Annotated in this window: 10 protein-coding genes; 4 read left to right on the top strand and 6 right to left on the bottom strand. The window is 64.1% G+C overall.

Annotation, left to right across the window (positions count from 1 at the left end; all coding sequences use genetic code 11):
- From EOA24_RS20295 to EOA24_RS20280, 4 genes are all read right to left on the bottom strand, one after another.
- A partial coding sequence (locus EOA24_RS20295; protein ID WP_127410008.1) for an isochorismatase family protein occupies positions 1-610 on the bottom strand: 610 nt, incomplete at its 3' end.
- 25 nt (positions 611-635) lie between these two features.
- On the bottom strand, positions 636-1,934 hold the full coding sequence (locus EOA24_RS20290) for a Xaa-Pro peptidase family protein (RefSeq protein ID WP_126083066.1): 1,299 nt from the start codon (positions 1,932-1,934) through the stop codon (positions 636-638).
- Positions 1,935-2,243: 309 nt separating this feature from the next.
- Complete coding sequence (locus EOA24_RS20285) at positions 2,244-3,221, bottom strand: GlxA family transcriptional regulator (protein WP_126083065.1); 978 nt, start codon at positions 3,219-3,221, stop codon at positions 2,244-2,246.
- Positions 3,218-3,646 carry an NUDIX domain-containing protein gene (locus EOA24_RS20280; protein ID WP_126083064.1) on the bottom strand — a complete coding sequence of 143 codons (429 nt, stop codon included), beginning with the start codon at positions 3,644-3,646 and terminating at the stop codon, positions 3,218-3,220. The genes EOA24_RS20285 and EOA24_RS20280 overlap by 4 nt, the downstream gene beginning before the upstream one ends.
- Before the next feature lie 179 nt (positions 3,647-3,825).
- Between EOA24_RS20280 and EOA24_RS20275 the strand changes: the two genes are divergently transcribed.
- Genes EOA24_RS20275 through EOA24_RS20265 form a run of 3 tightly spaced genes read left to right on the top strand, consistent with a single transcriptional unit; the run spans position 3,826 to position 5,219 of the window.
- On the top strand, positions 3,826-4,134 hold the full coding sequence (locus EOA24_RS20275) for a DUF1778 domain-containing protein (RefSeq protein WP_126083063.1): 309 nt from the start codon (positions 3,826-3,828) through the stop codon (positions 4,132-4,134).
- On the top strand, positions 4,131-4,670 hold the full coding sequence (locus EOA24_RS20270) for a GNAT family N-acetyltransferase (RefSeq protein ID WP_126083062.1): 540 nt from the start codon (positions 4,131-4,133) through the stop codon (positions 4,668-4,670). Before EOA24_RS20275 ends, EOA24_RS20270 begins: the two co-directional genes overlap by 4 nt.
- Before the next feature lie 51 nt (positions 4,671-4,721).
- A complete protein-coding gene (locus tag EOA24_RS20265) occupies positions 4,722-5,219 on the top strand; it encodes a GAF domain-containing protein (RefSeq protein WP_126083061.1) in 498 nt (165 codons plus the stop codon).
- 45 nt (positions 5,220-5,264) lie between these two features.
- Here EOA24_RS20265 and EOA24_RS20260 read toward each other — a convergent pair whose 3' ends face one another.
- Positions 5,265-6,395 (bottom strand): NAD(P)/FAD-dependent oxidoreductase, encoded by a 1,131-nt coding sequence (locus EOA24_RS20260; RefSeq protein WP_126083060.1) that lies wholly within the window; start codon positions 6,393-6,395, stop codon positions 5,265-5,267.
- On the opposite strand from EOA24_RS20260, the gene EOA24_RS20255 reads away from it, so the two are divergent.
- Positions 6,333-7,169, top strand: a complete 837-nt coding sequence (locus tag EOA24_RS20255) for a TetR family transcriptional regulator (protein ID WP_348633075.1) — start codon at positions 6,333-6,335, stop codon at positions 7,167-7,169. The genes EOA24_RS20260 and EOA24_RS20255 overlap by 63 nt on opposite strands.
- A gap of 1 nt (position 7,170) precedes the next feature.
- Here the strand turns inward: EOA24_RS20255 and EOA24_RS20250 are convergent.
- Positions 7,171-7,906, bottom strand: a 736-nt coding sequence (locus EOA24_RS20250) for a putative sulfate exporter family transporter (protein WP_127410007.1), incomplete at its 5' end; no start/stop codon positions are given.

Here is a 7,906-nt window from a genome sequence, read left to right as displayed (position 1 = left end):
GCCACACATTCACCGTGTCGCCGGCCATCAGCCGGCAGGCGTCGAGCGTGTTGGTGACGGCGCCGCCATAGAGCCGGTTGGCGAGGTTGAGGATGCCGGTCTGGTGCATGGCGGCACTGGCGCTGCCGCAGGCATCCTTGGCCAAAAGCACGCGAAAGCCGCGCGCTACCGCATCCTTCACCGTGGCGTCGATGCAGGCCTCGGTCCAGACGCCGGCAATCACCAGCCATTCGATGCCCGCCGCCTTGAGCTTGTCGCCGAAATCGTTCCTGCCGAAGGCGCTTGCCTCCTGCTTGACCAGCATGGCCTCGCCGTTCCGCGGGGCCACTTCATGGCAGATCGCGGTCAGCGGATCGTCCTTGTCGGAAAAGGCCGACTTGCCGCTTTGGTCCACAGGGTGGAACGGCCGCGCCGCCGCGAGGTCGACGATATAGGCCCAGTGGTAAAGCGGCACGAAATTGCGCCGCGCCGCCTCCTGCAGGCGCTGCACATTGGCGAGGATGTCGGCAAACCCCTCGACCAGATAGCGCTCGTCCTTGCGATGCTCCTCCTGGAGATCGATGAACACCGCGGCCACCGTGCCGCGCCGGATGGAAATGGGCGTTTTCATGCAATGTGCTGTCGGTATGTGGGCGCTACTTGTCAAGAAATTCGTCTTCATAAGGAAACCGCGAGAGCAGCTCGGTCCCGGTCTCGGTGATGAGAATCTCGTCCTCGAGCTTGACGCCCTCGCGGCCGCCTTTCTCGCCGATATAACTTTCCACGCTCACCACCATGCCCGGCACGATGATGCCGTCGCGGCCATAGGTCTCGTAGTCCATCGAGTGGGCGATGAAAGGCGTCTCGCCATGCATGCCGACGCCGTGCATGACCGATGTGTAGCGCTGGTCGACGAAACGGTCGGGGATTTTCCACGCCTTCTCGGCAATCTCGCGAAAAGCCATGCCGGGCTTCACGATGCCGATATTGTGCTGCACCTGGTCGTGCGCCATGCGGTAGAGCGACTTCTGGTAGGGCGTCGGCTTGCCCGGGCCGCAGCGAAAGGTACGCGAGAAGTCGGAGTAGTAGCCGTAGCAGCCGATCGTGTCGGTATCGAGCGCGACCAGTTCGCCCGGCCTGATCTTGCGGCCGCTCGCTTCGTTGAACCACGGATTGGTGCGCTGCCCGGAGGTCAGCAGCCGGGTCTCGATGAACTCGCCGCCCTGACGGATCACCTCGTGATACATGATGGCGAAGAGCTCGTTTTCGGAAACGCCGGGCTTGATCGCCTCGCGCACCGCAGCAACCGCGGCTTCGGCGCCGGCCATCGATGCTTGCAGGCACTTCACTTCCTCTGGCGTCTTCACCGCGCGCACCGCGAGGATCTCGCCCTGGCAGTCCTTCACCTCGCAGCCGCGCTTTTCCAGCGCCAGCGCCTGCAGGTGGCTGCAGCGGTCGAGCCCCAGCTTTATCGAGCCGCCGCCATGCTTTTTCAGAAGCTCGGTTATCTCGTCGGCGAAGGGGCCGGCGGTTTCGTCGTCGCGGCCGGAGACCGATGACCAGACCAGCTTGGACGGCCGCGCCTCGCCGATCGTGTCGAGCACCATCGAGACATGGTAGCTCTGCGGATATTCGAAGAGGACAATCGGCCCTTCGGTCGGAATGAAGAAGTAGCGGGTCGAATTGCGCAGGAAATAGCCGAACATGTTGCGCGAACCGGTGGCGTAGCGCTGGTTGTAAGGATCGAACAAAACGACGCCGCCATAACCCGCCTCGCGCATCCATGCGCGCAGCTTGGTAAGCCGTCCCTTACGCAGTGCGTCGGCGTCGATGAAGGACGGTTCGGTGTCCGACAACCACATGCCGCCCGCTGGATCGGCCGCTGCGGGGTGGCGCATGCGCTCCTTGAAGTCCACATCCTCGGTGCTGTCGGGATCGAATACGACGATGCTCATCAGAAGGTCTCCTGTTGCGGAGACCATAGCCGGCCAGGGTTTTGAGCTTGTGCGGCATTCCGCGATTGTTGTGCCGGATGCCGCAGGGCAATGGGCAGTGTAGCGATCCTTCGCGCCCCCCTCTGTCCTGCCGGACATCTCCCCCACGAGCGGAGAGATCAGATGTCGCGCAGGGCTTCGCCAATTGCCGAAGTTGCAACAAGGGCGCGGCGCCGAGGCTGCCAATCTCCTCCCAAGTGGGGAGATGGCCGGCAGGCCAGAGGTGGCGCTGTCCCGCCAGCGTCTCATCGCGCCAGCGCGCACTGCACCCTAATGCCTCCGCATCGCCTTCGGCGCGTGCCCATGCTCCTCGCGAAAAGCCCTCGCAAAACTCGACATCGAAGCAAAGCCGCAGGCCAGCGCCACATCGCGCACCATCAGTGTCGAATGCGCCAAAAGGTCGGCCGCCCGCTTCAGCCTGAGCCGCCGGTAATAGCCGTTAGGCGAGATATCCAGCTCGGCGCGGAAATTGCGCTCGAGCTTGTCGGGCGACACACCGAGCCGCTCCGCAAGTTCCGCCATGCCGAGCCGCTCCTCCACCGCGTCCTCCATGATGGCGATGGCCGATAGAACCAGCTCGTTCTGCACCCCGGTGCGCAGCCTGAGCGGCATCAGCTTGCGGTCGACGCTGGAGCGCAGTGGACTGTGCACGAACCATTCAGCGACACCCGCCGCGAGCTCGGCGCCACAGTCGCGCGTGATGATCTCCAGCATCATGTCGAGGCTGCCGACGCCGCCGGCCGAGGTGAAACGCTTGCGGTCGATGACGAAGAGATCGCGCCGAAGCTCGATATCCGGAAACGCTTCGGTGAAGGCGGGCTGGCTGGTCCAGTGCAAGGTGCAGGCATGGCCGTCGAGCAGCCCGGCGCGAGCGAGGAAGAAGGCGGCGTCCGCGACAGCGCCGATATAAGCGCCGCTGCGCAGGCTCTTGCGGATCCAGCTCATCGCTTCATCGGCCACGACATGGTCGGCATCGCCGCCGGAGCAGACGACGATGCGGTCGACCTTCGGCGCGTCCGCCGCGGAAAAGCCGGGCTGGATGACGACGCCGTTGGAGGCTTCGACCGTGCCCGGATCGGCGCCGACGATCACCCAGTGGTAGCACTCGCGCTTGGCAAGAATGTTGACGGCGCGCAGCGGCTCGATAACGGACGAAAACGCCATCATCGGAAAGCCGGGAAAGACCAGCACCGCGAAGGTAAGAGGCGCTCCGCCCACCGCCTGTTTTTCCACGTTGCGTGAATTCATGGTTGGCGGCCGTAGCGCGGCAGGACGATATCGGCGGTCAGCGGCGCCAGTTCCATGCCGCTCGCCAGCGCCGGGTTAAGCCAGATCATCTCGTCGATCTCCGCCGCGGGGATCGGCTCGTCTGTGATGGAAAGCTCGAACAGCTCGGCCTCGACACGGGCATCTGGCTCGTTCGCGGCAGGCGCCGAAAACAAACCGAGATGCGAGGCAGCGCCCGGATCGACGACGATGCCCAGTTCCTCGCGCAATTCGCGCGCCAGGGCTGCGGCCGGCAACTCACCCGGCTCGATCTTGCCGCCGGCCTGCATGAAGGCTTTTGTGCCGCGCTTGCGCACCAGCAGCAGCCTGCCGCCTTCGTCGCGGATCACCGCGGCGGCGATGCGGATTGTCCTGGTCGTCACTGTTCCGGAATGGCTGGAGGTCACGACAGGCTGTTTCCCGGCGGCGGTTTTGGTGGCAGAGAGGCCGGACTGTATCGGGCACGTGCGCGCCCTTGCAACGGAGAAACGACCAGGAAGTTTGCGGCAACCGCCGCAGCTTGCTCTTATGCAATTTTCTTGACCTGTACGCCGATGCGACGTACATAAGGCGAAGGAGCAAGGACATGGAAACTTTCCATGATGAAATTCGAGAGATCGAGGAGCGCAGCAGCGAGCGGATGAACTTCCGCACAAAGCCGCGCATCAAGAAAGCCATTCAGCAAGCCGCAGCTCTTGCCGGTGTCGACGACTCGGTTTTCACAATGAATGCCGCATACAAGGCCGCCATGGAAACGATTGAGGCTCATGAGCGCACCGCTCTGCGGCCTGTCGACCATGCTGCCTTCTTTGCGGCCCTCGAAAATCCGCCGCAGCCGACGGATCGGCTGCGGGCGTCGTTTGCGCGCTATGTCAAAACCGTCATTTCCAAGTGACGCGGCAGCCCGAAGTCGCCAACGTCATAGAGCCGTTCGATCCTGAAAAGCACGATCGAACGGCTTTTTCCTGTGGCGTAGATCAGGTCGACAATTTCTTCAAAAGGACCGCCAACAAGCTATCCAAAGCCGACAATCTTCGGGTCTTCGTGATGGTCAGTCCGGCCGGAGACCTGATCGGCTTTTACGCCATCAATTCGCACTCGGTGGATTATAGCGAGCTGCCGCACAAATACGCGAGAACCCGGCCGGGACATGGGAGCATCCCTGCGGCCTATCTGTCCATGATGGGTGTTGACCTGCGATTCGCAGGCAATGGATATGGCGGCGACCTTCTGCTCGACGCACTGGTGCGCATAGCGAGGGTTGCTGAGCAGATCGGAATTGCCGTTGTCATGCTGGACGTGCTGGATTGCGGCGACCCAGCCAAGGTGGCGCGCAGAAAGAAGCTCTATCTCGATCATGGTTTCACCGCATTGCCGTCCAACGAATTGCGGTTGTTCCTGCCGGTCAAAACCGTTCAGGACTTATCTTGATGCACAGCAATCTGTAGGCCGAGCCTCGGCTTGCAACGGAGAGACAATACGATGTTCGCGGCAACCGCCATCGACGCCAAGGACAAGCCGGCCTTCTATAAGGAGTTGGCCGCGCAATTGAAAGCGTTGCTGGAAGGCGAGGGCGATTCCGTCGCCAATGCCGCCAACACGGCGGCGCTGATCTACCAGATGGTGCCCGACCTCAACTGGGCCGGCTTCTATTTCCTCGCCTCCGATGACGAGCTGGTGCTCGGGCCTTTCCAGGGCAAGCCGGCCTGCGTGCGCATTGCCGTCGGCAAGGGCGTCTGCGGCAAGGCCATTGAGCTCGACATGTCGATGCTGGTCAAGGACGTCAACGAATTCCCCGGCCACATCGCCTGCGATGCCGATTCGCGCTCCGAGCTGGTGGTGCTGTTGCGCGACGCCGATGGCGCGTTCGGCGTGCTCGACCTCGACAGCCCGCTGCCGGGTCGCTTCGACAAGGAGGACCAGGCCGGTATCGAGAAACTGGCCGCTATCTATGTAGCGGCGTGCGAGTTCGAGGACTGAGGGCACAGGCTCGCTGCGATTGGAGCGTTCGAAGGGCCGTCAGGATCACGCGTGCTTTTCCTGCGCGACGTCGTTGAAGAAGTCCACCAGTGAGAACGGCGCGCGTTCGCCGAGGCAAAGCTCCAGCACCTGGCGCGCGTCCGGGGCTTCGGCGGCGGCGCGGGCAAACATCGGATTCTCATAGTCGGCAAGTGCCTTCTCGATGTCGTACGGGTTCGCGGCAATCGCCTTGCCGAGCTCGGCGCCGTCGAACATTGCCAGGTTGGCGCCCTCGCCGGACGGTGGCATGAGGTGCGCGGCATCGCCGAGCAGTGTCACGCCTGCGACGCGACCCCAGCGGTGTTCATCGGGCAGCGTGTAGATCATGCGCGGAACCGGCGCGGTTTCGCCGTCGGTGATCAGCGTGGTGAGCGCTGGCGCCCAGCCTTCAAACTCGGCGGCGATCCGGGTTCTGGCGGCGTCGGCATCGGTGAAGTCGATGCGTGCGAACCATCCCGCGGGCCGGCTCAATTGAACATAGGTGTGGAGGACGCCTCCCGCTTCTCGATGCGCGGCGATCGCATTTCCCGGGGCAGCCGCAAACATTGTGCCCAAGCCGACCACTTCGGCGGCGGCGGGGTGTCGATCGTCAACATCATATAGATACGTCTCGATGAACGTTGCGCCGACATAACGTGGCGTTGCGTCCGACAGTAGCGGCCGCACCTTCGACCATGCGCCGTCAGCCCCCACGAGAAGCCCGGTTTCGACAGCCGATCCGTCGGTGAAGGTCAGTTCGTGCCGGCCGCCACCCAGAGCGGCGACGCCGGCAAGCTTCTTTCCCCAGCGGATGCTGTCGGCGGGCAGCGAGTCTATCAGAATGCGCCGCAGATCGCCGCGCAGCACTTCGGGTCGGCCGCCATCGTCCGCTTCCTCAAGCAGCACCGTGCCGTGCCGGTCGAGCACGCGGCTAGCCGCGCCGCCTTGGTGGATGATGGCGTGGAAGGCTTCGGTGAGGCCAGCGGCTTCGAGCGCGATCTGTCCATTATACTCGTGGATGTCGATCTGCCCGCCTTGCGTGCACGCCGATGCCGAAGCCTCCGCTTCATAGACCGTTACAGCTATGCCGTGGATATGAAGCACGCGCGCCAGGGTGAGGCCGCCAAGACCCGCGCCCACGATTGTTACCTCAGTCATCGTCTGATCCTTTTCGACGAGAGATTGGAACGATGTTCCATAAATAGTATTTGGAACGTCGTTCCATTCATGTCAAGATGCGGCATGGCAAGGAGTGGACGGGTTGAGCGGCGCACCGATGCGCTTTCGAAGGAGCGGATCATCGGGGCCGCGATCGAGATCCTGGATTCAGGCGGCGAGAGCGGGCTGACTTTCCGTGCGCTCGCGGCACGCCTGGCGACGGGAAGCGGGGCGATCTACTGGCACGTCAAGGACAAGGACGAACTGCTCGCCGCGGCGACCGAGGAGGTCATCGACCGTGTCATGAGCGAGGCGGTTCAAGAAGCGGAACCACGGGAGGCGATTCGGGCAGTTGCGCTGGGGCTGTTCGATGCGATCGACGCGCATCCCTGGGCGGGCGCCCAGCTTTCGCGGGCGCCGTGGCAGCCGGCAGTGGGGCGGATATTCGAAAGCATCGGCAGTCATCTCGACGCGCTCGGTGTTCCGGACCGAGCGCTGTTCGACGCGGCGTCCGCGCTGGTCCACTACATCCTTGGCGCCGCTGGCCAAAACGCGCAGAACGCCGCCAACGCCCGTCCTTTGCCGCCTGGCACCGATCGGGAAGCATTCCTGTCGACCGTCGTCGAGCGATGGACGAGGTCGGACCCCGCCGGCTATCCGTTCCTGCTTCGCACTGCCGCGCGGTTTCACGAGCACGACGACCGCGAGCAATTCCTCGCCGGCGTGGACCTCATCCTGGCCGGTATCGGAACGCTCCGCCGGGATTCCCAGTAGGTCAGACGAACCTCACCAGCACCAGGCTGAAGCCCGCAATGACGAGGAAGGCCGAGAAGGCCAGCATCAGCGGCCGCAGGCCGCGCGAACGCAGCTCCGAAATATCGGCCTGCAGGCCCATGGCGGCGAGGCCCATGGTCAGCATGATCTGCGTGGCCAAGGCAGTCGCCGAATGGATCTGCGCCGGGATCGCGACCAGGCTGTTCAGCGCCACCACCGCGACGAAGGCCGCGACGAACCAGGGCATCGGCGGCTTGGCGCCGGAAGCGTCGGAGCTGCCGCGGCGCGCCATCAGGCCGAGCGCGATCACCATCGGCGCCAGCATGGCGACGCGAGTGAGCTTGGCGACGGTCGCGGTCTCGCCGGCGAGAGTGCCGTTCTGGAAGCCGGCGCCGATCACCTGCGCCACCTCGTGGATCGAGGCGCCCGCCCACAGGCCGAAAGCGTGCTGGTCGAGGCCGAAGACCGGCGCCAGCAGCGGGAAGCCGAGCATGGCGATGGTGCCGAACAGCGTGATGGCGGCGACCGCATAGGTGACGTCCTCATCGCGCGCGTCGGTGACGATGTTGGTGGCGACGATCGCCGAGGCGCCGCAGATCGAGGTGCCGGCGGCGATGAGTTGCGCGAGCTTCCGGTCGACGCCGATCAGCCGTCCAAGCGTGACGGTGAACAGGAAGGTGGCGCAGAGCGTGGCCGCGACGATGCCGACGCCGCCGAGGCCGATGCCCGCCACCTGG

It is taken from the genome of Mesorhizobium sp. M2A.F.Ca.ET.039.01.1.1 (genome assembly GCF_003998035.1).
Lineage (GTDB): Bacteria > Pseudomonadota > Alphaproteobacteria > Rhizobiales > Rhizobiaceae > Mesorhizobium.
The sequence above is the reverse complement of the archived record's forward strand: the minus strand, read 5'-3'. Positions and strand labels throughout refer to the sequence as shown.

Bases quoted from the DNA above. Each gene is read 5' to 3' on its own strand.
- EOA24_RS20290 (WP_126083066.1), bottom strand. From the start codon at position 1,934: ATGAGCATCGTCGTATTCGATCCCGACAGCACCGAGGATGTGGACTTC.
- EOA24_RS20285 (WP_126083065.1), bottom strand. From the start codon at position 3,221: ATGAATTCACGCAACGTGGAAAAACAGGCGGTGGGCGGAGCGCCTCTT.
- EOA24_RS20275 (WP_126083063.1), top strand. From the start codon at position 3,826: ATGGAAACTTTCCATGATGAAATTCGAGAGATCGAGGAGCGCAGCAGC.
- EOA24_RS20265 (WP_126083061.1), top strand. From the start codon at position 4,722: ATGTTCGCGGCAACCGCCATCGACGCCAAGGACAAGCCGGCCTTCTAT.
- EOA24_RS20255 (WP_348633075.1), top strand. From the start codon at position 6,333: ATGAAGCACGCGCGCCAGGGTGAGGCCGCCAAGACCCGCGCCCACGAT.
- EOA24_RS20260 (WP_126083060.1), bottom strand. From the start codon at position 6,395: ATGACTGAGGTAACAATCGTGGGCGCGGGTCTTGGCGGCCTCACCCTG.